Genomic DNA, 25,340 nt, shown 5'->3' on the forward strand with positions numbered 1-25,340 from the left:
GAGGGTTTTAATAGGTTCATTATTTTACGATATGAATTGGGCTTCCAATTGCTACTTCAGCCGTTTCCATTGTAATTTCACCTAAAGTTGGATGAGCGTGAATTGTCATTGCGATATCTTCAGCAGTCACTCCAGCTTCGATTGCAAGGCTAAGCTCTGAAATCATATCAGAAGCGCCAACACCTGCGATTTGTGCACCGATAACAAGACCATCCTCTTTACGAGTGATCATTTTCATGAAGCCATCAGTTGCATCAAGAGAAAGTGCACGTCCGTTCGCTGCGAATGGGAATTTCGCTGCAACGATTTCGATTCCTTCTTCTTTTGCTTCTGCTTCAGTGTACCCAACAGTTGCAAGTTCTGGCTCAGAGAATACAACAGCAGGAATACCAAGGTAATCAATTTCAGCTGGCTCTCCAGCGATTGCTTCAGCTGCAATTTTACCTTCGTAAGAAGCTTTGTGTGCAAGTGGTGGTCCATCAACGATGTCACCAATTGCATAGATGTTAGATACGCTTGTACGGCATTGTTTGTCTGTTTTGACAACTCCGCGATCAGTCAATTCAACACCAACTTGCTCAAGACCAAGCTCATCCGTGTTTGGACGACGACCAACTGTAACAAGTACGTAATCAGCATCAACTGTTTTTTCTTCACCTTTTACTTCGAAAGTAACAGTGACACCATCAGATTTTTCTTCAACGCCTTTTGCAAGAGCGTTTGTATGAATTTCAACGTTTCCTTTTTTCTTCAAGTTACGTTTAACCAATGAGCTCATTTGCTTTTCGAAACCTGGAAGGATTTCGTCTCCACCTTCAAGGATGACAACTTCTGTTCCAAAGTTTGCATAAGCAGTTCCAAGCTCAGTACCGATATATCCACCACCGATAACAACTAACTTTTTAGGTACTTCTTTAAGCGCCAAAGCACCAGTTGAGTTGATCACGCGGTCTGTGTATTTAAAAGTAGGCAATTCAATTGGACGAGATCCAGTTGCAAGAATTGCATTTTTGAAAGTGTAAGTCTGTGCTGAATTTTCATCCATTACACGTACAGAGTTGCTGTCTACGAAATAAGCTTCACCTTTAACGATGTCTACTTTATTTCCTTTAAGAAGACCTTGAACTCCACCTGTTAATTTGTTAACAACAGAAGCTTTCCACTCTTGAACTTTTGTGAAATCAACTGTTACGTTTTCAGCTTTGATACCCATGTCTTCAGAATGCTTAGCATTTTCGAAACGATGGCCAGCATTGATTAATGCTTTTGAAGGAATACAGCCAACGTTTAGACATACGCCGCCAAGTGTTCCTTTTTCAACGATTGTTACTTTTTGTCCAAGCTGTGCAGCACGAATAGCAGCTACATATCCACCAGGACCTGCACCGATGACAAGAGTATCTGTTTCGATTGGGAAATCTCCTACTACCATGACATTACGCCTCCATTAAAATTAATTGTGGATCATTCAATAAACGCTTGATGTGGTTAAGGGCATTTTGCGCAGTAGCTCCGTCGATCATACGGTGGTCAAAGCTTAGGGAAAGAGCTAAGACTGGAGCTGCAACGATTTCGCCATCACGAACAACCGCTTTTTCAGCGATACGGCCAATACCAAGGATCGCTACTTCTGGGTGGTTGATGACTGGAGTAAACCATTGTCCACCAGCAGAACCGATGTTTGTGATTGTGCAAGATGCACCTTTCATTTCAGCTGGAGCCAGTTTACCATCACGTGCTTTTGTTGCAAGCTCATTGATTTCGTTAGACACTTCGAAAATTGCTTTGCGATCTGCATTTTTCACAACTGGAACGAGCAGGCCTTTTTCAGTGTCAGCTGCAATTCCGATGTTGTAGTAATGCTTTTGAACAACTTCATCTGTTTTATCATCGATAGAAGTGTTAAGTACTGGGTACTTTTTCAAAGCAGAAGTTAGAGCTTTTACAACGTAAGGCAAGTAAGTTAACTTGATTCCTTGATCAGCTGCAACTTGTTTGAATTGTTTACGATGTGCAACAAGGTTCGTTACATCAACTTCATCCATTAATGTTACGTGAGGAGCTGTATGCTTAGAGTTCACCATTGCTTTCGCGATCGCTTTGCGGATGCCGCTCATTTTCTCGCGAGTTTCTGGGAATTCTCCTTCAAGAACTGGAGCTGCTGCCGCTTTTGGAGCTGCTTCTTCTTTCGCACTTTCAGCTGCTTGAGGTGCTGCTTCTTGAGCTGCAGAACCACCATTAACGAAGCTGTCGATATCTTCTTTTAACACACGGCCGTTTTTACCAGAACCTGCAACTTTGTAAATTTCAACGCCTTTTTCGCGAGCATATTTACGTACAGATGGCATAGCGATGACGCGTTTGTTTGGATCAGCATCTACTTGCTCTTGTGCGCCTGCACCAGTTGCTGCTGCCGCTTCTTCTTGTGCCACTTCTTTCTTCTCTGGCTCGTTACCAGCTTCAGCAGTACCTTGTACTTGAGCTTCAGTTTTTGCTTCGCCTTCTTCTTCGCTGCCTTTAAATTGAAGATTTTCGTAACCAGGTGCATCAAACGTAATGATTGTTTGTCCTACAGTTGCAACTGTTCCCTCTTCAACTTTTAATTCTAATACTTTTCCTTTAACAGGTGAAGGAATTTCTACAACTGCTTTATCGTTTTGTACCTCTGCTAAAACGTCATCTTCATTAATTTCGTCGTTTGGTTTAACAAACCACTTAACGATCTCACCTTCGTGGATACCTTCTCCGATGTCCGGAAGTTTAAATTCAAATGCCACTGTTTTTCGCCTCCTAGATTTTGTTGAATCCTTGTTGTGTATGTTTACACGGTCTTGTAATTGATAAAGGGGAAGAGAAATAAATTCTTTTCCCCTCTGTCATTTAATTAAAATTCAAGAACTTTCTTAGCTGTTTCAAGCACGTCTTTATGGTTTGGAAGCCATACGCTCTCAGCTTGAGAGAAAGCAAATACAGTATCAGGTGCAGCTACACGAAGTACTGGTGCTTCTAGGCTAAGGATTGCTCTGTCATTGATTTCAGCTACTACGTTTGCAGCAATACCAGCTTGTTTTTGTGCTTCTTGAACAACGATCGCACGACCTGTTTTTTCAACAGAAGCGATGATTGTTTCAATATCAAGCGGGCTTACTGTACGAAGGTCGATCACTTCAGCAGAAACGCCTTCTTTTTCAAGTTCTTCAGCAGCTTTAAGTGATTCGTGAACCATTGCACCATAAGTGATGATTGAAAGGTCAGAACCTTCACGTTTCACGTCAGCTTTACCGATTTCAATTGTGTACTCTTCTTCAGGAACTTCCTGACGGAAAGAGCGATAAAGTTTCATATGCTCAAGAAACACAACCGGATCGTTGTCGCGGATTGCAGAAATTAATAGTCCTTTTGCATCGTAAGGTGTTGAAGGAATGACAACCTTGATACCAGGCTGTTGTGCGATAAGACCTTCTAAGCTGTCAGCATGAAGCTCAGGAGTATGAACCCCTCCACCGAATGGAGAACGGATTGTCACTGGAGAATGCCAGCGTCCGCCAGAACGGTAACGCATACGAGCCATTTGTCCAGAAACAGAATCTAATACTTCGTAAACGAATCCGAAGAATTGAATTTCCATTACTGGGCGGAATTCTTGTAGTCCAAGGCCAATTGCAAGACCGCCAATACCAGATTCAGCAAGTGGAGTATCGAATACACGATCCTCACCAAACTCTTTTTGCAATCCTTCAGTCGCACGGAATACGCCGCCGTTTTTACCAACGTCTTCTCCGAAAACGAGAACGTTTTCGTCATTTTTCAGTTCTGTGCGTAACGCATCAGTGATCGCTTGAATCATTGTCATTTGCGCCATGGCTTACTTCGACTCCTTCTGTTTGTAAATTTCAAGCTGTTCAACTAAGTTGAATGGTTTCACATCGTACATGTTTTCAATCAAGTCAGTGACTTTTTGCTTAGGCTGTTCGTCAGCTTCTTTGATCGCTTGTTTGATTTGTTCTTTTGCATCTTCGATGACTTTATTCTCTTCTTCTTCAGACCATAGGCCTTTGTTTTCCAAGAATCTGCGGTAGCGTACCAATGGATCTTTTTGCTCCCACTCATTTTCATCTTCTTTTGTACGATATCTTGTTGGATCGTCACCAGCCATTGTATGTGGACCGTAACGGAATGTAAGAGTTTCGATTAATGTTGGACCTTCGCCATTTACAGCACGCTCACGAGCTTCAGCAGTTGCTGCATATACAGCTAATGCATCCATACCGTCAACTTGTACGCCTACGATACCAGCTGCAGCTGCTTTTTGTGCAATTGTTTGTGCAGCAGATTGCTTTTCAACAGGTGTAGAGATTGCATATCTGTTGTTTTGGACAACAAAAATCGCTGGCGCTTTGTAAGCCCCTGCAAAGTTGATACCTTCGTAGAAATCACCTTGTGAAGCTCCGCCATCACCAGTGTAAGTGATTGCAACAGCATTTTTACCGCGCTTTTTCAAACCAAGAGCTACACCAGCAGCTTGAATGATTTGTGCACCGATAATGATTTGTGGAGAAAGTGCATTCACATCTTCAGGCATTTGGTTACCAACAAAGTGTCCACGAGAGAACAAGAACGCTTTTGTTAATGGAAGGCCATGCCAGATTAATTGTGGTACATCACGATATCCTGGAAGAATGAAATCTTCTTTCTCAAGTGCAAAGTGAGTTGCAAGCTGAGAAGCCTCTTGTCCAGCTGTAGGCGCATAGAAGCCAAGACGTCCTTGACGGTTCAATGAAATTGAACGTTGATCTAATACACGTGTAAACACCATACGGCGCATTAATTCTTTTAATTGGTCATCTGAGAGATCCGGCATTGCCGCTTCGTTTACGACTTCGCCTTTTTCGTTTAAAATTTGAAACGTTTCAAACTGCTTTTTGATGGCATCAAATTGCTTTTTGCTATCAACAATTGCTTTTTTTGTTTTTGCAGCCATTCTAAAGTCACCTCTTCCTTTCTTTTAACAGTCAATTTGTCGTGAATCCATTTATACATACAGATATAGGATAACCCAAAATACTCATATGACTCCTGTATTTAATAGCCACTAGGATCGTTGTCGAAACATTAGATGATCGCTCGTTTTTGAGTTCTTCTAACTGTATTAACGATAGTTCACAAAAAACTAATACAACTTCTGTTAACAAGGACTAGTTTACAACAAGAAAAATAGTCCGTCAATTGATTTAACGGCTTTATTTAAATAAATGTATTCGCTTTACTTTTTATAGTGAGCTGTATCAATCTGTTTAACAAACACCTCGAACTGTACTAGTATAGATTGTACTACTGTACTACAATAGAAAATGTTTGTTTTTGTCGAAAAATAAAAAAAGAGCTGTTTTTTCAGCTCTTTTGGGACTCTTGATCTGCCGCTTTATACAAAGCCTGTTTATGCTCATTCAATTGCTTTGTATATTGATTGAACTTCTTACCTTCTTTTCTGACTTTGCTATAAGAACGGTTCACCGTCTTCAGCTTGGATTTCAACTCTTCATATCCTAAGTCCTTCTTCTTTAAAGATTGATACAAATGCTGATCTTGTTTCAGCGCCTTTTGATATTCCTTGTAAAGCTGGTCATACGACGCATATCTTTTCTCAAGCGATTTGACCGTTTCATCTGCTTTTTCTTTTAAATCCGTATCTTTTATACGTCCGGCAGATTCCTTTACCGTTTTCAATTCTTTTTTCGATTCATCCATGCTGTCTTTTTCTGTTTTTAAATGTTCTTTTCGTTTCGCTGCAGATGCTAACGCCTGATCAGAAAGGCTTGACACTGTTTTTGTATGATCTTTTGTGGTTTGAATCATTTTTGTATAGAGCTGCTGCTCTTTTTTCTCATAGCTTTGCAGTGTACCTTGCTCTTTTTCAAAGGATGCCTCTTTTTCGCTCATTTTCGTCATCGCATCTTGCATGTCATGAAATGGACTTTGACCCCCGCATCCCGCCAGCAAAAGGGTACATATCCCCGCTAAAGCAGCACATGCTTTCATGCTTCTTCTCATCTGTCTCATCACAAGGTTCCCCCTTTACATCTCCACATACCACTATAATTTTTATAGGCGCTTGTGACAAGGAAAGAGGTCATCCTGATGAGCCGGAGAAGATTTTTTTCAAGTGATAGGCGCATGACTATACAAATAGTGCATTCATACATAGTTTATATTACACGCTTCGCCTTCACTTATGAGAGGCCGAGTGTATTTCCAAAGGAGGTCAAAAGTATGTCTAATTATAGTCATGGAAGTATGTATGGTGGATACGGCGGTCACGGGTATGGATACGGTGGTGGATATGGCGGTGGCTGTTGTTACCCAAGTTATGGCGGTGGCTACGGATACGGCGGAGGACGGACATTCGCTTTAATCGTTGTCCTTTTCATCCTATTAATCATCGTTGGCGCAGCATTCTTAGGCGGCGGCGGTGGCGGCTGCTGCTAATGGCTGTTTAAGCCTCTGACCGGTCTCATAGGACCGGTCTTCTTTATTTCATTGCATATGTTGTGTATCATTTTATATACTTTACATACAAAGGAAATAGGAGTGAAGATTTGTGATTACCATGGAAGATATCGTACGGGACGGACATCCCGTATTAAGACAAACAGCTGAAGCGGTCGAGCTCCCGCCGACAGAAGAGGAAAAACAGCAATTAGCTGACATGATTGAATTCGTCAAAAATAGTCAGGATGCTGACATGGCTGAAAAGTATGGACTCAGACCCGGCGTTGGACTAGCAGCTCCGCAAATTAATATCAGTAAACGGATGATCGCTGTTCACTGTGAGGACGAAGATGGAGAGGAATACAGCTATGCCCTTTTCAACCCGCGCATTGTCAGTCACTCGGTCAAAAGAGCTTATTTAGCAACTGGTGAAGGCTGCTTATCTGTTGATGAAGCCATTCCTGGATTTGTCCCTCGATATCAAAAGATCAGGGTGAAGGCCACAACGCTTGAAGGAGAAGACATTGATATTCGCCTAAAAGGGTTCCCGGCCATTGTTTTTCAGCATGAAATCGACCATTTAAACGGCATTATGTTTTATGATCATATTCAAAAGGATCAGCCCTTCGCTGAGCCAGACAACTCTGTTGCGATCGGCAGATCATAAAATAAAAAGAAGACCCATTAGCCTAAGGGTCTTCTTTTTTTACTCTTCAATGAGGCCTAGATGAGTCACTGCATGGAATATGCCGTCTTCATCTACTGGCTTTGTCACAAAATCAGCCAAATCTTTTAATTCATTCACAGCATTACCCATGGCAACGCCAGTTCCAGCAAATGAAATCATCTCTCGATCGTTCAGACCGTCTCCAAAGGCAACTGTATCCTTTTGATCATAAGGCAGCCTTTCGATGACTCGTTTAATGCCTTCAGCCTTCGACCCGCCTTTTGGCAGGACATCTGTTGACAGCTCGTGCCATCTGACAAGATCAATTTCTTCGCGGAACGCCTCGTATTGGACTTCCTCTTCAGCCTTACAGAATAACAGCATTTGAAAAATCTCGTTTTCTTTAAAGTAAGACAAATCATGCTCAGGATGCTCTGTTTTTAAAGTCCCAATCCCCTCATGGATAAACGGATGATTTGGCACAGAAGCCTTCATCGTTTTTTCCCCCATAAAAACAAGCGGATGATCATGACGATCCGCCGTTTCATAAATTTGATCCATCAGCTCCAGTTTCAGCGGATTGCCGTAAATGACCTCTCCCTCATACATGACATACTGACCGTTATAAGCAATAAAGGAGTCAAGCCCTAATTCCTCTAAAATAGGCTGAATCAAAAAAGGCGAACGCCCAGATGCAATAAAGAGATGATGACCTTTTTCTTTTAATAAGCGAACCGCTCGCTTCGTTGATTCAGGTATTTTTTTATCATGATCATATAAAGTACCGTCGATATCAAAGAAGATGACTTTTTTATTCATATCCCGTCTCCTGTCTCTTGTTATGTATACCCACTCCCTTTCATCATACAGAAAGATTTCCTCTTTCGAAACCACTTCCTATGAAAACGCCTATTTCCCACATATAACCATGTAACATTCAATGGAATCGTCATATAATACAAGTATAAAGAGAGAACGGAATACATGGTCTAATCTGACTTCAAACCGAAAGGAGGCGACCTGTGATGCTTCGTCGTCTGCGCAAGAAAATTAGAAGACAATGGAAGGACATGCTTCGTAAAAAATCGATCGCTTAAAAGGATCTTCCGCACATTTGCCGAAGGTCCTTTTTTCTCAGAGACTTTTCTTATGCGCGTTTTTTTAATATAATAGAATTAGCGAGTGTAACATACGGTATTTAAGGAGAGATTTGGATGATATATAAGGTATTTTTTCAGGCAAGTACTACTGAGGTACCTGTAAGAGAACACACAGATTCACTATACGTTGAAGCGGTTTCTGAAAGAGACGTACGCGATAAGTTGAAAAAACATAGCTACAACATTGAATTCATTCAGCCTGTAGACGGTGCTTTTTTAGACTATGAACGAGAAAGTGAAAATTTTAAAGTATTGGAGCTATGAGAGGAATGAAATTTGTTAAAAACGATCAGGCGGCAGTTTTTGCGCTCGGCGGTTTAGGCGAGATCGGTAAAAACACGTATGGCGTTCAATTTCAAGATGAAATCATTTTAATTGATGCTGGTATTAAGTTCCCTGAAGATGAGCTTCTTGGAATTGACTACGTCATCCCTGACTATACGTACTTAGTTAAAAACGAAGATAAAATCAAAGGTCTTTTCATCACTCACGGACATGAAGACCACATCGGCGGTATCCCTTACCTTCTCAAGCAAGTGAATATTCCAGTTTACGGCGGCAAACTCGCAATCGGCCTACTTCGTAATAAATTGGAAGAGCACGGTCTCTTGAGACAAACAAAACTTCACATTTTTGAAGAAGAAGATACCATTAAATTTAGAAAAACAGCTGTGTCTTTCTTTAGAACAACACACAGTATTCCAGATTCTTATGGAATTGTCGTGAAGACACCTCCTGGTAACATCGTACATACAGGTGATTTCAAGTTTGACTTTACGCCTGTTGGCGAGCCTGCCAACTTAACAAAAATGGCTGAAATCGGGAAAGAAGGCGTTCTATGTCTTTTATCCGATAGTACAAACAGTGAAATTCCAGAATTTACAATGTCTGAAAGACGCGTAGGCGAAAGCATTGATGACATCTTTAGAAAAGTCGACGGACGTATCATCTTTGCTACGTTTGCTTCAAACATTCACAGACTTCAGCAAGTCATTGAGTCCGCTGTTGCCAACGGCCGAAAAGTTGCTGTGTTTGGACGCAGTATGGAGTCTGCCATTGATATTGGACAAGATCTTGGCTACATTAAATGTCCGAAAAACACGTTTATTGAACATAATGAAATCAACCGTCTACCAGCAAACAAAGTGACCATTCTTTGTACTGGGAGCCAAGGTGAACCGATGGCTGCTCTTTCACGTATTGCAAACGGCACTCACCGCCAGATTTCGATTAATCCTGGAGACACTGTTGTCTTCTCATCTTCACCGATTCCGGGTAACAATATTAGCGTAAGCCGCACCATTAACCAGCTTTATCGTGCTGGCGCTGAGGTCATTCATGGCTCACTCAATAATATTCATACATCTGGTCACGGCGGACAAGAAGAACAAAAGCTGATGCTCCGTTTAATTAAACCAAAATTCTTTATGCCGATTCACGGTGAATACCGCATGCAAAAAACGCATATTAAACTTGCGAATGATTGCGGAATTCCTGAGGAAAACTGCTTTATCATGGATAACGGTGAAGTTCTTGCACTAAAAGGTGACGAAGCAAGTGTCGCTGGCAAAATTCCATCAGGTAACGTGTATATCGACGGTAGCGGAATTGGCGATATCGGGAATATCGTCTTAAGAGACCGCCGCATTCTTTCAGAAGAAGGTCTTGTCATTGTGGTCGTCAGCATGGACATGAAAGAATTCAAAATCTCTGCTGGTCCTGATCTCATCTCAAGAGGCTTTGTCTACATGAGAGAATCTGGAGACCTCATCAACGACGCACAAGATTTGATTTCAAAGCATCTTGAAAAAGTAATGGAACGTAAGACAACTCAGTGGTCGGAAATTAAGAACGAAATTACGGACACACTTGCACCTTTCCTTTATGAAAAAACAAGGCGCCGCCCAATGATCTTACCGATTATTATGGAAGTGTAATAACAAAAAGAGACACGAGCCGACTGGCTGTGTCTCTTTTTTTCATCAAGCATTGAAAAAAACCGCACATATACAAGGTATACATGCAGTTTCTCATTCTTTTATGATTGAATTGGGAGGTGCTGAAAGCTTCTGACATCAAACAAGCCCTTTGTCGTCATTTTCACATCAGGAATGACTGGAAGTGCCAAGAAGGACAGCGTCAAAAACGGATTAAAGTCTAAGGAAAAACCAGTTTCTTTTAGTGCTTCATGGAGTTCATGGAGGCTTTCATTGACGAGATGTGCCGGCTGATCTGACAATAAACCGGAGATCGGTAGTGGCAGCGTATGAAGAGACTGGCCTTCTTTGACAACGGTCAAACCGCCGCCTGCTTCTTTTAACGCCTCAATCGCTTTAATAATATCGGCATCATTTGTGCCAACTGCAATTAAGTTATGTGAATCATGTGCAACCGTTGTTGCAATCGCACCCTGTTTGATGCCGAAGCCGCTGACAATCCCTACCCCCATTTCAGATAAACCTTGATGACGTTCGACAAGCACCATTTTTAATACATCTCTGTCTGTATCACTTGTAAATTGTCCGTTCGTTTCTGAAGGAGAGACTTGTTCTAATTTTGTTTCAAGCTGATTCGGAATAATACGGATGACATTCATTTTTTGATCGTCTGTGATAGGCAGTGCAATATCTTGCTCTTGAACGTCTACTGCATGAACAGATTGTAATAATGCTGGGCTCGGTGCGATCTTTTCGACACTCGGTTTGTACTCTCCATGCTGCGCAACCAATTCTCCCGCAATAAATACGCTTGAGATGTCTACATGATGAAGGTCTGAAACGAGCATAAAATCAGCATCATAGCCTGGTGCAATGGCTCCCTTTGTATTAAGACCAAAACACTCTGCGGCATTTAAGCTTCCCATTTGATAGGCTAAAAATGGATCTAAGCCTGCTTTTATGGACATCCGTACTTGCTCATCAATACTTCCCTGCGCCATTAAATCATCTAAATGTTTATCATCTGTACAAAAGAAAAAACGTCTCGCATTCTTCTCATTCACAGCAGGTAAAACGTTTTTCACGTTTTTGGCAACAGATCCCTCTCTCAGCATGACATACATGCCCCTTTTCACACGTTCAAGGGCTTCCTCTGCTGTTGTCACCTCATGGTCTGTTTGGACATTGGCCGTCCGGTAGACGTTTATTAATCGGTCTGTTAAGCCTGCTAGATGGCCATCAATTAATTTATTCTCGTTTTGAGCATCAAGCAGCTTTTGAAGCATATCTTCTTCTGCCTGCTCCACACCGACATAGTCCATCACCTCAGCAAGACCAAGCACTTCCTTCTCTTGATAAAGGGGCTTTAAATCTTTCGCTTTTAATATAGCACCTGATCGTTCAAAACTGACTGCCGGTACACAGGATGGCAGCATGAAATAAATATGTAAGGCAGCTTTTCTCGCTTCTTCCAGCATAAAACGTATGCCTGTTATACCTGACACATTGGCAATTTCATGCGGGTCTGTTACGACAGTTGTCACACCGCGCGGAACGACAGCTTTGGAGAATTCAGCAGGGGTAACCATAGAAGACTCGATATGAACGTGGCCATCAATAAAACCAGGTACAAGCATTTGACCTGCTGCATCCAGCTCCTGTTCTCCCTCGTACTCCCCTATCCCGACTATTTGTCCATTTTCAACAGCGACATCAGCGTCTATCCATTCCTGGTTAAACACATCCATGACTTTCGCATGTTTAATCACGAGGGCTGCTTTTTTTCTCTTTGCTGCTACCTCAATTTGATGTCTGAAAAGCTCCTTATCCAACGACACTGCCTCCTCCAAGTAAACAATATAATGTTTCTTATCGTAAACGAATCTGTTTGCCCAGTCAATGACATTTAGAGAAAATCAACCATATCAAAACACTGTTTTTTATTTCTGAATAGTGATAATTGCACGAAAAATATGATGACTCATTTTTGAGGTTATACATGAACAAAGCAACCCTTTTCAGTGTCGATTTCCGTCTCAATGTCCACCTGTCATGTACACATTCATATAAAAAAACACCCCGTCATCGGAGTGTTTAATAATCGTTCTGCATTTCTCGTTTTTCAAAGCGTCCTATATCGGCTACTGCCCCTATGACAATAAGAATATCTTCTTTTTGAATCATTTCATCTGCCAGAGGGGAAACGATGACTTCTTTTCCGCGCTTAATCGCCACAATGTTGATGCCGTATCTTGCCCGAATATCAAGATCTAAAAGAGAATGCCCCGCAAGCCTGTTGTTTGCAACAATCTCAATCAGGCTGTACTCATCTGACAGCTCGAGGTAATCGAGCACGTTATTTGAAATAATTTTATGTGCAATCCGTCTGCCCATATCTCGCTCTGGATGAACGATGCGATCCGCTCCAATTTTGTTGAGCACCTTTTCATGGTAGTCATTTTGCGCTTTCACGGTGACCATTTTGACGCCAAGCTCTTTCAGCATAATCGTTGTTAAAATACTTGCCTGAATGTTTTCGCCAATTGCAACGATGACATGATCAAAATTACGAATACCAAGATTTTTTAAAACGGATTCGTCGGTCGAATCGCCAATGACCGCGTGTGAGGCAATTTTCGCGTATTCGTTCACTCGATCTTCATTCATATCCATGGCCATGACTTCAAGTCCTTCTTCGCTCAGCGCCTTGCAAATACTTCCGCCAAAGCGTCCAAGACCAATGACTGCATATTCCTTTTTCATGTTCAGACTCCTTTTATCTCACTTAACATGCATTTTACTACGGTTTGATTAATGAATCCATATGCGAACGAATTTTTTTACGGAACGCTTCACTTAAGTAAAGGTCTGCTCCTTTTTCAATTTCACTGCGATAATGAGCTGGCGGAGCGATTTCTTCGCTCTTTTGAAGCACAAGAAAGGTTAAACAGTTCTCATAAATTTGATCACCTATTTTGACATCGACAAAAGCTGGACGATATGTACCTTCATATACTCCTTCTCGTTTATACAAATAACGAATGGCATCAAAAGGAACTTCATATAAAACACCCTCTGTTTCGCCGCCGTCTTCTACCATATCAGCTCTTGATCCATCTGGCCTCACCAATGTAAATCTCGTGGTAAAACCGCTTAGTACTCCTCCGCCGATGATTTGTTTGAAGTGATGATCGACTTCTGCCAGCTTAAATCTTGCATCATCCATACAGGAGCCATAGGCAAAATAATAGAAGGATGACGGCTTCTGCTGCCACAGTCTATAAGCTTTCCAGCTCCCTCTCTTTATTGCTTTCAGCGCTGATGCCTTCTGCTCTGGCAAAGTGTATGTCATGGCTGCTACCTGACCTTGATCCATCATGACATTGATTTCCTGCTTGTCATACCCTTCCTCTAGTACGTCTATCTTATTCAACGTGTCAGCGGTCACCTCGTACAATTCCCCGTATACAGTGCCTTTTTCTGAGTGGACGCACGCTGGATATCCTTGACCTGTATCGTAGATCCTTCCACTCATCCAAGCTGATTTAGCTAATAGCCTGCTTTCCTTCATGTACGCTTCGTGGTGCTCTTCATGCTGCAATAACGTCCCATATACAAATAAAGCTTTCATCGTCATGACTTCACGTCCTCTCAACTTGCTGCTGTCTGCTTTTTTGACACACAGGCAAATAGATTTGAAAAGCTGTGCCTTTTCCAAGCTCACTGGATACGTCCATTCTTCCTTGATGATCTTTTAAAATCGTCGCACAGATGGTCAAACCAAGCCCTGTCCCTTCTTTTTTCGTTGAAAAGAAAGGATCATATATTTTTTGAATATCCTCTTCAGACATCCCATTTCCTTCATCTTGAATGGTAATCTTCCATTCATTCAATACTTTTTCTGTAGATATGTATATGCTGCCACCTTCTGGCATTGCCTCAATCGCATTTTTAATTAAATTAATGAACAGCTGCTTCATTTGGTTAGCGTCTGCTAGGATTGCACCGGCATCCTGCTTTTTAAATGGCTGTTTGAGATCAATATTTGAAAGAACGGCATTTGTTTTTAATAAGGTAATCACCTGTTCTAGGAGCTCATGAAGCTGGACTTCTTGAAAATGGACCGCTTGAGGCTTAGCCAATACAAGCAGCTCACTTAAAACAAAATCAATCCGTTTAATTTCGGAAAAGATAATGTCAAAATAATCGGTTCTTTCAGGATATTGTGTTTTCATCAGCTGCAAAAAGCCATTTACTGATGTCAGTGGATTTCTGACTTCATGCGCGATTCCAGCGGCTATTTGTCCTGCAACAGCCAGCTTTTGCGCCTGCATTTGCAATTGCTGATTGGATCTTTCAAGCTCAAGCTTTGCCTGCTTTTGTTTCGTAATATCAGCAACCGTTCCAATCCCTCCAGTAAACTGGTGATGCTCATCAAAATAGAGCTTGTAATGAACGTCTCCCCATACCTTCTTTCCCTCTTTATGGAGAAGCTGCAGTTCTACCCGCCCCGCATCCTTATGTTCCTTGATCACAGATAACAAATGCTGGACCACGCGCTCCTCTTGATCAAAGTACTGATTGTACATCGTGCCTAGACATTCCTCTATGTCATAGCCTGTCATTTGTGTCCATGCTTGATTTAAGAAAATAATTTCACCTTTTTCGTTTGTTTCAAAGACGATTTCTTGCAAGTTATCTGTGATTCGATTCAGCCGCTCTGTCAGTTCGTGTGCTTCTTTCTCTCTCGTATTTAAGTCTGACACAAGTAGGTTTAAGCGGTCTACATAGCCTGAGACAACCCAGATCCCTGTTAAAACCAAGACTGTAAAGGCTAGATCGAGCGGCCAATTAATTTGATAGCCGCCTAGATAATAAAAGAAATCCCAGCTTAAGATTAAAATAAATGCAAGAACAGATAACACGATCCGCACTTGATATGTTTTGTTCAAATGATTCCACCTGCCGCCCTGAGATTCTTTGTCAATTGTACCATTTTCCACTTATTTTTTGAGGGAGATGGGGCATTTTTAAGGAACTTTTTCAGAAAAAAAGCCTGTTCTCAGCACAAAGGAAGAGAGCAGGCTATTTTAATTACTGCTGAAGAGCTTCTTGCAGCTCTTTTAACAGTAGTTCTGCGCCTTCAGCGCTTAATGTAATTTGACCATTTCCATAATCATGGTTCTCCGATGTAATCTCACCAGTCATGAGGCAAACGCCCTCTGGCTGGTATTTTTTCAAGACGATTTTCTCCCCATCTATAAAAAATTCCATACTGTCTTTAATAGCAATATCAAGTGCTCTTCTTAATTCGATTGGCATCACAATACGCCCTAGTTCGTCTACTTTTCTTACGACTCCGATAGATTTCAATTTCGTTCCCTCTTTCTTTCATTAGCTCAAGATCAATTTGCACCAATTGATATATCGTAGACGTAAGAGATTCTCAAAAGGTTTCTCCTCTATAAAAATTTTTTTCATAAAAGAAAAAACAAAGGGAAAATTTATTGTGATTGTCAAAATGATACTTGAATTTTACAAGTTCATTTCAAGGTCATCACAAACCCCCACAAATGACATCAACCCTCTGAACTTTTAAATGTAAAATTGTTTAAAACAGCAAAAATAGAGATTGGGTGAAAACATGTTTCAAAATGCCGAAATTGGAATTGATTTAGGAACAGCTAACATATTGGTTTATAGTAAAAATAAGGGAATTATTTTAAATGAACCGTCCGTCGTGGCAGTCGATACAGAAACAAAAACTGTACTTGCCGTCGGAACAGAAGCAAAAGAAATGATTGGGAAAACACCTGGTAAAATTGTGGCGATCCGTCCGATGAAAGACGGTGTCATCGCTGATTATGATATGACAACAGATTTACTCAAACAAATCATGAAAAAAGCAGGGAAAAATATCGGGTTTACCTTCAGAAAACCAACGGTCGTGGTATGTACACCTTCTGGTTCAACAGCTGTTGAACGTCGTGCCATCAGCGATGCTGTGAAAAACTGCGGAGCAAAGCACGTGCATTTAATAGAAGAACCTGTTGCAGCCGCAATCGGCGCTGATCTCCCGGTAGATGAGCCTGTTGCAAACGTCGTGGTCGATATTGGCGGAGGAACAACGGAAGTTGCCATCATTTCGTTTGGCGGCGTTGTCTCTTGTCATTCCATTCGAATTGGCGGAGATCAGCTGGATGAAGATATCATTACGTTTGTCCGAAAGAAATATAATCTATTAATCGGCGAGCGGACAGCCGAGCAGGTTAAAATGGAAATTGGTTATGGTCTCATTGAGCATGAGCCGGAATCATTAGAAGTACGTGGACGTGATCTGGTGACAGGTCTTCCAAAAACGATCACACTTGAATCTCATGAAATTCAAGGTGCCATGCGAGAATCACTTCTTCATATTTTAGAGGCGATTCGTGCCACATTAGAGGACAGCCCTCCAGAGCTTAGTGGTGACATTGTAGACCGCGGCGTGATCTTAACTGGCGGCGGCGCTTTGTTAAATGGGATTCAAGAATGGCTCTCACAGGAGATTGTCGTTCCAGTTCATATTGCAGCAAATCCACTTGAATCTGTCGCAATCGGAACAGGTCGTTCACTAGAAGTCATTCATAAATTGCAAAAAACATTAAAATAATCTTCTTGTTCTACTTCTTTTTTTATCATTTCGATCATATCTTGAGAAATGGATAAACGTGAAGGAGGAAGAACATGTTGCTTGATTTAGGTAAACGGGTCGTTGTCACAGTCATTTTAACGGGTATTATTTTAGGAGGAATGAGCCTGTCGTTTTCACATATGCCCCCTTCTAATGCACAGCCTGTGAAACAACTGAACCGCTAAAAAAGCCGCATGAAAGCGGCTTTTTTATTTTGGCTTGAAACGTGCTCCCCATTTTCCTTTTCGGTCTTAAATCTGATATGATGAACATGACTAAAGGAGGGTTTTTTATGAGTTCATTTGAAAAACAACTAGATCAATATGCTAAGACCATCGTTGAAGTCGGTGTGAATGTTCAAAAAGGACAAGAAGTCGTCGTATCTGCATCTACTGAATCTGCAGACCTTGTTCGTCTTGTCGCGAAACATGCGTATGAGCGCGGGGCGAAAAACGTACATATCCGCTGGAGTGATGGTGTTCTTGCCCGTTTAAAATATGAACATGCACCGCAGGATGTGTTTGACCAATTCCCAGAATGGGAAGCTCAGATGATGGAAACCATCGCAAAACGCGGCGGCGCTTTTATCACGATCTTGTCAGAAAGCCCTGACCTTCTGCGAGGCATTGATTCGAAAAAAATCGCTGCACAGCAAAAGGCCGCTGGATCAGCCCTTCATACATATCGCCAATACGTTCAATCAGACAAAGTTGCTTGGACGGTCGTAGGCGCTGCATCAAAAGAATGGGCGAAAAAGATTTTCCCTGACCATACAGATGAAGAAGCTGTCGCGTTATTATGGGATCAAATCTTTAAAGTCGCTCGCGCTGATCAAGCAGATCCTGTTGAGGCTTGGAAAAAGCACGATGAGTCACTAAATGAAAAGGTCAAAATACTAAATGAGCGCCACTACCACAAGCTTCATTATGATGCTCCTGGCACAAATTTAACGATTGAGCTCCCAGAACAGCACATTTGGGTAGGTGCCGGCAGCGTGAGTGAGCGCGGCGTCTCTTTCATGGCCAACATGCCGACAGAAGAAGTATTTACCGTACCTAAAAAAGACGGTGTAAATGGGACTGTCTCAAGCACAAAACCGCTCAGTTATGCAGGAAATATCATTGATGAATTTACATTAACATTTGAAAATGGACGAATTGTCAATGTGAAAGCGAAGGAAGGCGAAGACATTTTAACTTCGCTCGTTGAAACAGATGAAGGCTCCCATTATCTAGGTGAGGTTGCTCTCGTACCAGACGATTCACCAATCTCAAACTCGAATATTCTCTATTACAATACCCTTTATGATGAAAATGCATCGAACCACCTTGCCATCGGCAGCGGGTATGCGTTCAATATCGAAGGCGGAAAAGAGATGAATCGTGAAGAATTGGATGCAGCTGGTGTGAACAACAGTATTACACACGTCGATTTCATGATTGGTTCAAAGGAAATGAATATTGACGGGATTACAAAAGACGGGAAACGCGAACCGATCTTCCGTAATGGAAACTGGGCGATTTAATCGAAAAAAAGACATCCACTTATGGATGTCTCAGATTGTTGACAAAGGGCTAAAATGATCTTCATTTTAGCCTTTTGTCTTCTTTTCAGCGTGATAGAAAACCTTTGCAGTCTAGGAAGGACGAGTACCGGAGCGGAGCGAATTTGACATTCGTGAGCACCGGCACGCAGGACTGACAACGAATGCGAGGGTTTGTCTACACGCTGAGACATCCACTTTTGGATGTCTTTGCTTATTTATGCATAAAGCTCATCGAGTCTCTTTTGAATGTCTTGATCTGATAAGAACTCATCATATGTTGTTTGTTTATCGACGATGCCATTTGGCGTCACTTCGATGATACGGTTTGCCACTGTTTCAACAAACTGATGGTCATGAGATGAGAAGAGCATAGCTCCTTTAAAGCTCATTAAACCGTTATTCAGCGCTGTAATGGATTCTAGATCCAAGTGGTTCGTCGGCTCATCCAGCAGCAGAACATTCGCTCCTGACAGCATCATTTTCGATAACATACAACGAACCTTCTCTCCTCCTGATAAGACGCTTGCTTTTTTCTTTACTTCTTCCCCAGAGAAAAGCATACGTCCTAAGAACCCGCGTAAGAAGCTTTCACTTTGATCATTAGGAGAATATTGACGAAGCCAATCCACTAGATCGACATCGTTTCCTTCAAAGTATTCACTATTGTCTTTCGGGAAAAAGGCTTGAGATGTTGTAACGCCCCATTTAAACGTCCCGCTGTCTGGCTCCATCTCACCAGCAAGAATTTTAAATAAAGTGGATACAGCAAGCTCATTACGGCTTAAGAACGCAATTTTATCCTCGCGATTCATGATAAAGCTGACGTTATCAAGTACTTTCACACCATCAATTGTTTTCGATAGACCTTCTACTTGAAGGACATCATTTCCAATTTCGCGCTCTGGCGCAAAATGAACGTACGGATATTTACGTGAAGATGGCTTAATGTCGTCTAAAGAGATTTTATCAAGCAATTTCTTTCTTGAGGTCGCTTGCTTCGATTTAGAAGCGTTCGCACTGAACCGGGCAACGAACTCTTGAAGCTGCTTAATTTGTTCTTCTTTTTTCTTATTCGCATCTTGGCTGAGCTTTAGCGCTAGCTGGCTGGACTCATACCAGAAATCATAGTTACCGACATATACTTGAATTTTTCCAAAGTCTAGGTCCGCAATATGTGTACATACTTTGTTTAAGAAATGACGGTCATGCGAAACGACAATCACGGTATTTTCAAAATTAATGAGGAACTCTTCCAGCCACTGGATTGCTTGTAAGTCCAAGTGGTTCGTTGGCTCATCAAGAAGAAGAACGTCAGGCTTACCAAATAAAGCTTGGGCTAGTAGTACTTTTACCTTTTCAGAACCACCAAGCTCAGACATTTTCTTCGATTGAAGGCTCTCTGGAATGCCAAGACCTTTTAATAAGATCGCTGCTTCACTTTCTGCTTCCCAGCCGTTTAACTCAGCGAACTCACCTTCAAGCTCTGCTGCACGAATCCCGTCTTCATCTGAGAAATCAGGTTTCATATAGATCGCATCTTTCTCCTGCATCACATCATATAGACGTTTGTGACCCATCATGACGACTTTTAATACTTCAAATTCTTCGTATTCAAAATGGTTCTGTTTTAAAATCGCTAAACGCTCACCAGGGCTCATATGAACATCGCCCGTCTGAGCTTCAATTTCACCTGAAAGAATCTTTAGAAACGTTGATTTACCAGCTCCATTGGCACCAATTAGACCGTAGCAGTTGCCAGGAGTGAATTTAATATTTACTTCTTCAAATAGTTTACGATCAGCAAAACGCAAACTAACATTATTTACTGCAATCATTTATTAATCCTCCATCACTCATTCATCATTATGAAGTATAACATGAATAACGTTTGATAGAAACGTCTCTCGCTAAGAACGAAGGCAATTTGTCCATTATGGTATAATAAATGGGAATGATTTATTGAAGGAGTTCGTGCGATTTGAGATTACTTACACTTATGGAATACTGTTTATTGATTTTCTTTATGGGTATTTATTTATCTGCAACAGGCTTTAATGCGAGGGATTTTGGCCTTTATATTGGGCTTGTGCTTATTTACACACTGGTACACATCTTTTCGAAACGCTTTTTACAAAAGCGAGGGAAAGAAAATCAAAAGGTCGGATTGTTTCGGTCCGTTTTAGCCATTACTGGGTCTGTCTTCGCTTCTGTGTTGGCGATTGTGATCATTGTTACGGTGCTCACGCCAAATTAAAACGACCCTTCTTTTAAAGGGTCGTCCATTCAAGCACTTTTCTCACACACCTGAGAAGGGTGCTTTTATTTTGTTTGCCGAATGTCGCCAAATGGGAAGAAAACAAATTCTGATGTCCCGACAACCCGATCCTTTTCAATGAGTCCAAGTCCATTTCTGCTGTCCATGGAATTGAGTCTGTTGTCCCCCATCACAAAGTAATCGTTTTTCGGTACTTTCACTGGACCAAAATCCCCTGTTAAATGCACTTCATACTCTTTCGCATGTGCCTTGTTCTCTTTTAAATAAGGCTCATCAACTTTTTTACCATTAATGTAAAGCGTATCATCCTTCATTTCAATCGTGTCTCCCGGAAGGCCGATCAATCGTTTTACATAATGAATCTTCTGGCCATCTTTTCCATTAATAATCACGATGTCACCTCGTTTGACACCACCTAGATAGTTAATGGTTTTGTTGACAAACAGCTTTTCCCCATCATGAAGAGTCGGTTCCATTGACTCTCCTTCCACCACATACGGCTCAAATATAAACGTACGGATGAGCAGGACGAGCGCAAGTGCAATTAAAATGGCTTTGATCCATTCAAACAGTGAACTTTTCTTCTCTGTTTTGTCTTGCTTTGCATCAGATTGAATATCATTTTCGTTTTGTTTGTTTTCTTCGTTCAAAATACTGCTTCCTCCTAAGACTTTCTGCTAAAAGACTTGAAACGTGAATTGAATAACTTTACTTTATCACATGTCATTTAAAAATTCACAAGACAACCATTCAATTAGATATTTTTTCCTAATTTGTTCATGATTAAACAAAAAGAAGCACCGCTCTTCACGATGCTTCTCTTCTGAATTACGCTTCTAGTTTGACTGGTTTTTTCAAAATACCCAGTAAAATCGCTGTTACAACGGCACCGATTAAGATGCTGATGATATAAAGAACCGGATGATTTGTTACCCAGAAAACGAATAGTCCGCCGTGCGGCGCAGGAAGCGTGACTCTAAAGAATTCCGTTAATCCGCCAGCCACTGCTGCTCCAATAACAGCTGAAGGAATTACGCGCAGAGGGTCAGCCGCTGCAAACGGGATCGCCCCTTCAGTGATGAAGGCAGCTCCCATGAAGTAGCATGTAATCCCTGCTTCTCGGTCACGTTTTGAGAATTTATTTCTAAAGATTGTTGTAGCAAGTGCAATACCTAATGGTGGTACCATTCCGCCTGCCATAATGGCAGCATGCGGTGCATAGTTTCCAGCAGCAATCATCGCAAGACCGAATGTGTAAGCCGCTTTGTTAATTGGGCCCCCCATATCAATCGCCATCATACCTGCCAAAATAATGCCCATTAAGACAAGGTTTCCAGTACCTAAAGTTTCAAGCCAGTGAGTTAATCCATCCATCACCATTTTTACCGGTGTGTTAACAATGTAATGCATGATGATGCCTGTGAAGAAAATACCGAACAATGGATACAGCAGAACCGGTTTAATCCCGTCGAGTGACTGCGGTACGAATGTGAATACTTTTTTAAGTAGCACAACGACATAACCTGCAAGGAAACCGGCAATTAGTCCGCCTAAGAATCCTGCACCTGCTGCCGACGCCATAAATCCACCGACCATACCTGGCGCAAAACCTGGACGATCTGCAATACTCATTGCAATAAATCCGGCTAAAACAGCAACGATTAAGGCAAGCGCATTATCTCCGCCAATTCCTTTTAATACAGCTGCAAATGAATTAAATGAAGGGTCCTTAGGATCTGCTGAGTTAATTCCCCAGAAAAATGAAATTGCAACAAGGATACCGCCCCCGACAACAAATGGAAGCATGTTGCTTACACCACTCATTAAGTGCTTGTAGAAACCACTTCTACCTTTGCCAGATGACTCATTTTCGTCTTTTGAAGAACTGCCGCCTGAGCCTTTATAAATCGGCGCATCTTGATTGACTGCTTTTTCAATTAATTCCTGAGGACGGCGGATTCCAGCTGTCACAGGTACTTCAATGACATGTTTGCCTTTAAAGCGTTCCATTTCAACTTGCTTGTCCGCTGCCACAATGATGGCTGGTGCTTCTTCGATTTCTTTTGCCGTAAGGGCGTGTTTAATACCGCCAGAGCCGTTTGTTTCGACTTTAATGTCAATGCCCATTTCTTTTGCTTTTTCTTTCAAAGCATCTGCTGCCATAAATGTATGCGCAATACCTGTTGGGCAAGCTGTTACTGCTAAAATCTTAGCTGGTTTACCTGATACAGCCGGCTCTTCTTGAACTTCCTCTTCTTCTTCATCATCGTCCTTGTCATGCGTATTGATGATATCGATGATTTCATCTTCAGTAGCCGCTTCAAGAAGCTGCTTTCGGATTTCTTCACGCATGAGAAGTGTTGATAAACGAGAAAGTGCTTCTAAGTGCGTGTTGTTTGCGCCTTCAGTTGCGGCAATCATAAAGACAAGATGACTCGGCTGCGCGTCCAGTGATTCATAATCTACACCAGCTGTCGAGCGGCCAAATGCAATGGCAGGCTCTTTTACACTTGCTGTTTTAGCGTGAGGGATAGCAATTCCTTCGCCAATACCAGTAGAGCTCTGTTTTTCACGGTTGATCACTGCTTCTTTGTAGCCCTCTTTATCATTTAGCTTGCCTGCTGTATCTAAAACAGTGACTAGTTCTTCAATGACTGCTTCTTTCTGCTGGCTGTCTAATTGAAGCTTAATTGTCTGCTTTGTGAGTAGTTCTGTAATTTTCATGATGACTCCTCCTTTAAATGCGTGTGACTTTTACTTGTGGTAATAGTGTGTCGACAAGCTCTTTTGTTCCAAGCTCCTCAGAAAATGCTGTAGCGCTGCCTGATGTGACGCCAAGCTTAAATGATTCTTCAATCGAAAGGCCTTTCGAAACGCCGGCTAAAAATCCTGCAACGACTGAATCCCCTGCACCAACTGAATTAACAAGCGTGCCCTTTGGAACATTGGACTGATAAACCCCTTCCTTACTGAATAAGAGAGCTCCATCTCCAGCCATTGATACGATGACATGTTCAGCACCTTGTTCTAACAGCTTCTTCCCATAAGGAATGGCTTCTTCCGCAGATGAGATGCTCGTCTCAAACATTTCACCTAGCTCATGATGGTTTGGCTTCATTAAGAACGGTTTCAAGCCTGCTGCTTTTTTTAGTGCTTCCCCGGAAATATCAAGGACAACTCTGACACCTTGCTTTTCGCACACCTCAGCAATACGTTCATACGTGTTATGAGGCAATGAAGAAGGAATGCTACCAGCTAAGACAACGACATCTCCTTCAGTCAATGAAGAAAATTGAGACAGAAACGACTCAAATTGCGCTTCAGTAATAGATGGGCCGAGTCCGTTGATTTCGGTTTCTTCACCTGTTTTTAGTTTCACATTAATTCGTGTATCTTCTGACACCTCGTGAAAGGCTGTTTGTAATTGTTCGTTTTGTAAAAAGTCTTGAATATATTTTCCTGTAAATCCGCCTATGAATCCAAGCGCTTTTGATTCAACACCGTGACGTTTTAAAAGCCTTGAGACATTGATCCCTTTTCCACCTGGATATTTTTTGTCATAGGTTGAACGATTCAAACCGCCGACTGCGAAATCCTCCACGTGTACGATGTAATCAACTGATGGGTTTAAAGTAACTGTATAAATCATGTTTTCACTACCTTTATAACCGTTTTTTCATGGTAATTATCGAATGAATCCTCTTTTGCGTCGTTTGTGATAATGGTGGCTTCCTGTAAACTAGCAAAGGCTGAAAACGATATTTCGCCAAACTTAGAGGCATCTGATAAGATATAGGTTTTTTTCGCCTGCTTCATGGCTCTTTTTTTCATGAGCGCTTCCTCTGGATCAGGTGTTGTAAACCCCGCCTCGGGATGAATGCCGTTCGTCCCAACAAAGCTTTTGTCAAAACGGTAATTTTCCATCGCTGTCAAAGCTGCGGCTCCCACCATGGCTCCTGTTCGATGTTTCACTGATCCGCCTATCAGGTAAAAAGAAATGCCTTTTCTCATGAGTGCTTCAATGTGCATAACACCGTTTGTCACCACAACAATATCTTGATCGGGATCGATATATTCAATCATTTGCTGTGTGGTCGTACCAGCATCTAAATAAATACAATCGCCTTGTTTTAAAAGTGAAGCAGCTGCCTCTGCAACCAATGACTTTTCTTGAAGGTTTTTGGCAGATTTCTCAAATACATCTGGTTCAAGACGGATACTTGATATCTTGGCTGCTCCCCCATGGACTCTTTTAAGAAATCCTTTTTCTTCAAGGGCTGATAGATCTCTTCTAATTGTAGATTCAGACGCATCTGTCATAATCGTTAAGTCCTGTATTTTGATGACATCATTTTCTTCTAAACAGTCGATAATGAGTTGATGTCTTTCCGGTGTCAACAAGAAAACACCCCCTTTTGAAAACGTATTCATTTTGCGCGCACCTTTATTGTAATCGCTTTTTTCAACATTATCAATACAAAACAATCAAATACATTCAATAACTATCAAAATCTTTCACCATGGTCATCTTACCTTTATATGTACCATTTGTAAACTGAAAAATATGTGACATTAAGATGAAAGTCATGATCT

The 25,340-nt window shown here is 41.6% G+C and carries 24 protein-coding genes; 8 read left to right on the plus strand and 16 right to left on the minus strand.

What is annotated here, in order from left to right; genetic code table 11:
- Positions 1–19 precede the first annotated feature (19 nt).
- From lpdA to C6Y03_RS02610, 5 genes are all read right to left on the minus strand, one after another.
- The gene (lpdA, locus tag C6Y03_RS02590; protein ID WP_034662665.1) at positions 20–1,432 is read right to left on the minus strand and encodes a dihydrolipoyl dehydrogenase; all 1,413 of its coding nucleotides are present in this window, start codon (positions 1,430–1,432) and stop codon (positions 20–22) included.
- Between the two features lie 4 nt (positions 1,433–1,436).
- Positions 1,437–2,777, minus strand: coding sequence for a dihydrolipoamide acetyltransferase family protein (locus tag C6Y03_RS02595; protein WP_024426891.1), 1,341 nt, complete (start codon positions 2,775–2,777; stop codon positions 1,437–1,439).
- A 107-nt stretch (positions 2,778–2,884) separates the two neighbouring features.
- Complete coding sequence (gene pdhB, locus C6Y03_RS02600) at positions 2,885–3,862, minus strand: pyruvate dehydrogenase complex E1 component subunit beta (RefSeq protein WP_012009824.1); 978 nt, start codon at positions 3,860–3,862, stop codon at positions 2,885–2,887.
- 3 nt (positions 3,863–3,865) lie between these two features.
- Positions 3,866–4,981 carry a pyruvate dehydrogenase (acetyl-transferring) E1 component subunit alpha gene (gene pdhA / locus C6Y03_RS02605; RefSeq protein ID WP_060596162.1) on the minus strand — a complete coding sequence of 372 codons (1,116 nt, stop codon included), beginning with the start codon at positions 4,979–4,981 and terminating at the stop codon, positions 3,866–3,868.
- 410 nt (positions 4,982–5,391) lie between these two features.
- Positions 5,392–6,060, minus strand: coding sequence for a YkyA family protein (locus tag C6Y03_RS02610; protein WP_106038780.1), 669 nt, complete (start codon positions 6,058–6,060; stop codon positions 5,392–5,394).
- A gap of 234 nt (positions 6,061–6,294) precedes the next feature.
- Here C6Y03_RS02610 and C6Y03_RS02615 point away from each other — a divergent pair, with 234 nt between their 5' ends.
- Complete coding sequence (locus C6Y03_RS02615; RefSeq protein ID WP_106030973.1) at positions 6,295–6,486, plus strand: YjcZ family sporulation protein; 192 nt, start codon at positions 6,295–6,297, stop codon at positions 6,484–6,486.
- 112 nt (positions 6,487–6,598) lie between these two features.
- A complete protein-coding gene (gene def / locus C6Y03_RS02620) occupies positions 6,599–7,156 on the plus strand; it encodes a peptide deformylase (RefSeq protein WP_034662672.1) in 558 nt (185 codons plus the stop codon).
- A 39-nt stretch (positions 7,157–7,195) separates the two neighbouring features.
- Here def and C6Y03_RS02625 read toward each other — a convergent pair whose 3' ends face one another.
- The gene (locus tag C6Y03_RS02625) at positions 7,196–7,975 is read right to left on the minus strand and encodes a Cof-type HAD-IIB family hydrolase (RefSeq protein ID WP_106038781.1); all 780 of its coding nucleotides are present in this window, start codon (positions 7,973–7,975) and stop codon (positions 7,196–7,198) included.
- Positions 7,976–8,370: 395 nt separating this feature from the next.
- Here C6Y03_RS02625 and C6Y03_RS02630 point away from each other — a divergent pair, with 395 nt between their 5' ends.
- Both C6Y03_RS02630 and rnjA read left to right on the plus strand, forming a co-directional pair.
- Entirely contained in the window at positions 8,371–8,580 is a 210-nt protein-coding gene (locus C6Y03_RS02630) for a DNA-dependent RNA polymerase subunit epsilon (protein ID WP_003211882.1), read from the plus strand.
- A 5-nt stretch (positions 8,581–8,585) separates the two neighbouring features.
- Positions 8,586–10,253: a ribonuclease J1 gene (gene rnjA, locus C6Y03_RS02635; protein WP_012009818.1), complete on the plus strand. Its 1,668-nt coding sequence runs from the start codon at positions 8,586–8,588 to the stop codon at positions 10,251–10,253.
- A 101-nt stretch (positions 10,254–10,354) separates the two neighbouring features.
- On the opposite strand, the gene ade is transcribed toward rnjA, so the two are convergent.
- The 5 genes from ade to abhA form a co-directional block, all read right to left on the minus strand.
- Positions 10,355–12,085, minus strand: coding sequence for an adenine deaminase (ade, locus tag C6Y03_RS02640; protein ID WP_106038782.1), 1,731 nt, complete (start codon positions 12,083–12,085; stop codon positions 10,355–10,357).
- A 262-nt stretch (positions 12,086–12,347) separates the two neighbouring features.
- On the minus strand, positions 12,348–13,016 hold the full coding sequence (locus C6Y03_RS02645; protein ID WP_034662681.1) for a potassium channel family protein: 669 nt from the start codon (positions 13,014–13,016) through the stop codon (positions 12,348–12,350).
- 37 nt (positions 13,017–13,053) lie between these two features.
- Positions 13,054–13,890, minus strand: a complete 837-nt coding sequence (locus tag C6Y03_RS02650) for a gamma-glutamylcyclotransferase family protein (RefSeq protein WP_106038783.1) — start codon at positions 13,888–13,890, stop codon at positions 13,054–13,056.
- A 4-nt stretch (positions 13,891–13,894) separates the two neighbouring features.
- Positions 13,895–15,205 (minus strand): ATP-binding protein, encoded by a 1,311-nt coding sequence (locus tag C6Y03_RS02655; RefSeq protein WP_106030784.1) that lies wholly within the window; start codon positions 15,203–15,205, stop codon positions 13,895–13,897.
- A gap of 142 nt (positions 15,206–15,347) precedes the next feature.
- Positions 15,348–15,626: a transcriptional regulator AbhA gene (gene abhA, locus C6Y03_RS02660; protein WP_034662686.1), complete on the minus strand. Its 279-nt coding sequence runs from the start codon at positions 15,624–15,626 to the stop codon at positions 15,348–15,350.
- 271 nt (positions 15,627–15,897) lie between these two features.
- Between abhA and mreBH the strand changes: the two genes are divergently transcribed.
- The 3 genes from mreBH to C6Y03_RS02670 all read left to right on the plus strand — a co-directional run bounded on the left by mreBH (position 15,898) and on the right by C6Y03_RS02670 (position 18,451).
- A complete protein-coding gene (gene mreBH / locus C6Y03_RS02665; RefSeq protein WP_012009812.1) occupies positions 15,898–16,905 on the plus strand; it encodes a rod-share determining protein MreBH in 1,008 nt (335 codons plus the stop codon).
- Positions 16,906–16,979: 74 nt separating this feature from the next.
- Positions 16,980–17,111, plus strand: a complete 132-nt coding sequence (locus C6Y03_RS19080) for a protein YkpC (RefSeq protein ID WP_003210922.1) — start codon at positions 16,980–16,982, stop codon at positions 17,109–17,111.
- A gap of 107 nt (positions 17,112–17,218) precedes the next feature.
- A complete protein-coding gene (locus C6Y03_RS02670; protein WP_106038784.1) occupies positions 17,219–18,451 on the plus strand; it encodes an aminopeptidase in 1,233 nt (410 codons plus the stop codon).
- Positions 18,452–18,687: 236 nt separating this feature from the next.
- Here the strand turns inward: C6Y03_RS02670 and C6Y03_RS02675 are convergent, their stop codons facing one another.
- Complete coding sequence (locus tag C6Y03_RS02675; RefSeq protein ID WP_034662692.1) at positions 18,688–20,307, minus strand: ABC-F family ATP-binding cassette domain-containing protein; 1,620 nt, start codon at positions 20,305–20,307, stop codon at positions 18,688–18,690.
- A 143-nt stretch (positions 20,308–20,450) separates the two neighbouring features.
- Between C6Y03_RS02675 and C6Y03_RS02680 the strand changes: the two genes are divergently transcribed.
- Positions 20,451–20,726, plus strand: coding sequence for a hypothetical protein (locus C6Y03_RS02680; RefSeq protein WP_060596158.1), 276 nt, complete (start codon positions 20,451–20,453; stop codon positions 20,724–20,726).
- Between the two features lie 65 nt (positions 20,727–20,791).
- Here the strand turns inward: C6Y03_RS02680 and lepB are convergent, their stop codons facing one another.
- From lepB to C6Y03_RS02700, 4 genes are all read right to left on the minus strand, one after another.
- Positions 20,792–21,364, minus strand: coding sequence for a signal peptidase I (lepB, locus tag C6Y03_RS02685; RefSeq protein ID WP_034663870.1), 573 nt, complete (start codon positions 21,362–21,364; stop codon positions 20,792–20,794).
- Between the two features lie 211 nt (positions 21,365–21,575).
- Positions 21,576–23,471, minus strand: coding sequence for a PTS fructose transporter subunit IIABC (locus tag C6Y03_RS02690; RefSeq protein WP_095285096.1), 1,896 nt, complete (start codon positions 23,469–23,471; stop codon positions 21,576–21,578).
- Positions 23,472–23,484: 13 nt separating this feature from the next.
- Positions 23,485–24,396 carry a 1-phosphofructokinase gene (gene pfkB / locus C6Y03_RS02695; protein WP_060596156.1) on the minus strand — a complete coding sequence of 304 codons (912 nt, stop codon included), beginning with the start codon at positions 24,394–24,396 and terminating at the stop codon, positions 23,485–23,487.
- On the minus strand, positions 24,393–25,148 hold the full coding sequence (locus tag C6Y03_RS02700) for a DeoR/GlpR family DNA-binding transcription regulator (RefSeq protein ID WP_034662703.1): 756 nt from the start codon (positions 25,146–25,148) through the stop codon (positions 24,393–24,395). The genes pfkB and C6Y03_RS02700 overlap by 4 nt, the downstream gene beginning before the upstream one ends.
- Between the last annotated feature and the right edge of the window lie 192 nt (positions 25,149–25,340).

It is taken from the genome of Bacillus sp. LNXM65, assembly GCF_002998575.1.
Lineage (GTDB): Bacteria > Bacillota > Bacilli > Bacillales > Bacillaceae > Bacillus.

Bases quoted from the DNA above. Each gene is read 5' to 3' on its own strand.
- lpdA (WP_034662665.1), bottom strand. From the start codon at position 1,432: ATGGTAGTAGGAGATTTCCCAATCGAAACAGATACTCTTGTCATCGGT.
- pdhB (WP_012009824.1), bottom strand. From the start codon at position 3,862: ATGGCGCAAATGACAATGATTCAAGCGATCACTGATGCGTTACGCACA.
- pdhA (WP_060596162.1), bottom strand. From the start codon at position 4,981: ATGGCTGCAAAAACAAAAAAAGCAATTGTTGATAGCAAAAAGCAATTT.
- C6Y03_RS02610 (WP_106038780.1), bottom strand. From the start codon at position 6,060: ATGAGACAGATGAGAAGAAGCATGAAAGCATGTGCTGCTTTAGCGGGG.
- C6Y03_RS02615 (WP_106030973.1), top strand. From the start codon at position 6,295: ATGTATGGTGGATACGGCGGTCACGGGTATGGATACGGTGGTGGATAT.
- C6Y03_RS02625 (WP_106038781.1), bottom strand. From the start codon at position 7,975: ATGAATAAAAAAGTCATCTTCTTTGATATCGACGGTACTTTATATGAT.
- C6Y03_RS02630 (WP_003211882.1), top strand. From the start codon at position 8,371: ATGATATATAAGGTATTTTTTCAGGCAAGTACTACTGAGGTACCTGTA.
- rnjA (WP_012009818.1), top strand. From the start codon at position 8,586: ATGAAATTTGTTAAAAACGATCAGGCGGCAGTTTTTGCGCTCGGCGGT.
- C6Y03_RS02645 (WP_034662681.1), bottom strand. From the start codon at position 13,016: ATGAAAAAGGAATATGCAGTCATTGGTCTTGGACGCTTTGGCGGAAGT.
- C6Y03_RS02650 (WP_106038783.1), bottom strand. From the start codon at position 13,890: ATGACGATGAAAGCTTTATTTGTATATGGGACGTTATTGCAGCATGAA.
- mreBH (WP_012009812.1), top strand. From the start codon at position 15,898: ATGTTTCAAAATGCCGAAATTGGAATTGATTTAGGAACAGCTAACATA.
- C6Y03_RS19080 (WP_003210922.1), top strand. From the start codon at position 16,980: ATGTTGCTTGATTTAGGTAAACGGGTCGTTGTCACAGTCATTTTAACG.
- C6Y03_RS02670 (WP_106038784.1), top strand. From the start codon at position 17,219: ATGAGTTCATTTGAAAAACAACTAGATCAATATGCTAAGACCATCGTT.
- C6Y03_RS02675 (WP_034662692.1), bottom strand. From the start codon at position 20,307: ATGATTGCAGTAAATAATGTTAGTTTGCGTTTTGCTGATCGTAAACTA.
- C6Y03_RS02690 (WP_095285096.1), bottom strand. From the start codon at position 23,471: ATGAAAATTACAGAACTACTCACAAAGCAGACAATTAAGCTTCAATTA.
- pfkB (WP_060596156.1), bottom strand. From the start codon at position 24,396: ATGATTTATACAGTTACTTTAAACCCATCAGTTGATTACATCGTACAC.